Source organism: Aeromonas sp. QDB56 (assembly GCF_027705505.1).
GTDB lineage: Bacteria > Pseudomonadota > Gammaproteobacteria > Enterobacterales > Aeromonadaceae > Aeromonas > Aeromonas caviae.
On sequence record NZ_JAPDBZ010000296.1, the window covers coordinates 1 to 1062 of the forward strand.

General features: G+C 58.7%; 1 protein-coding gene. It reads right to left on the reverse strand.

The annotated features are described in order from the left end of the window. Positions 1-1062 (reverse strand): IS66-like element ISUnCu16 family transposase (locus tag OKB81_RS20505; RefSeq protein ID WP_270805447.1); only part of this gene is annotated, 1062 nt, incomplete at both ends.

Consider the following 1062-nt stretch of genomic DNA (forward strand, 5'->3'; position numbering starts at 1 on the left):
CCACAGCATTTCATCATCCTTGAGCAGTAGCCGACAGCGACCTCGGTAGCGCTTGCTGCACAGCAAACTGCCTCGCCCCAGCTCTTTTCGCCAGCTTTGCCGACATCGCTCAAGCCTTCGCTGATATTGTTTCTGGCTCAACACGCCTTGTTCATAGCCATGTCGAACCCTGAATACGCTATTTGCGAGAAGCACCAGTCGGGCCCCAATGGGCTGATTGACCTTTTCGCCGCTGTCGGCAATCGCTGCCACATTGCGCAGTACATGGGCCCAGCACAGCTGACGCTGGCTGCTGTCGATGAAACGGTATCCTGCGTACTGGTCTGTCACCAACACGCCATCCAATTCTGAGCCCAGCAGCCGTTTGGCCGCATCCTGACCCCGGCCAAACGCCGTCATGAAACAGACGGCCACCTTGCTCAGTGCCAGCCACATCCAGCGCCGCTCACCACCACGCTGATGCCGTGTTTCATCGGCATGGATACAGGAGGCTGATTGCACTTGTTGTTTGATGGCCTGGTGCGTCGGGGTCAACATGGCACTGACTCGCCCTTGCGCCTCGCTGATGGCGCCGCGACTGAAGCTCAGGCCGAAGTGCTGTTTAAGCTGTTGTTGTATCTGGCTAATGCTCTGGTGAAACAGACCACTTTGCAGGGCGATGTAGCTCAGCAGGTTGGTCCCCATCTGGCTGCTGCTCACCGTCTCGGGCAACGGAGCCGGGCTGGTCTCGATGCAATGACAACAGGTGCCGCTAAAGAGCTGATGTTCGGTCACCCTGTAGCTGACCTCGGGCAGGTCAAAGACCTGATGGACGCGGTAGGGTTTGTCATGAAATACCACATTGCCCCCACAGCAGGCGCACTGTCTGGCAGGGTAATGGGGTATTACCGTCAGCCGTTCATCCGCTGGATGACGCTCACGCCGAGCGCCTTTGTGGCCCGGTTGGGCGCCGCGTTTTTTACCTGAGGCAAGGCGCGGCCGAGCAGGTGGTGGTGAGCCTGGCCCATCACTGGAAGGAGGCTTGGAGGAATTGCCGCTGTGCTGGTTGAGTCGGTCTTCTAG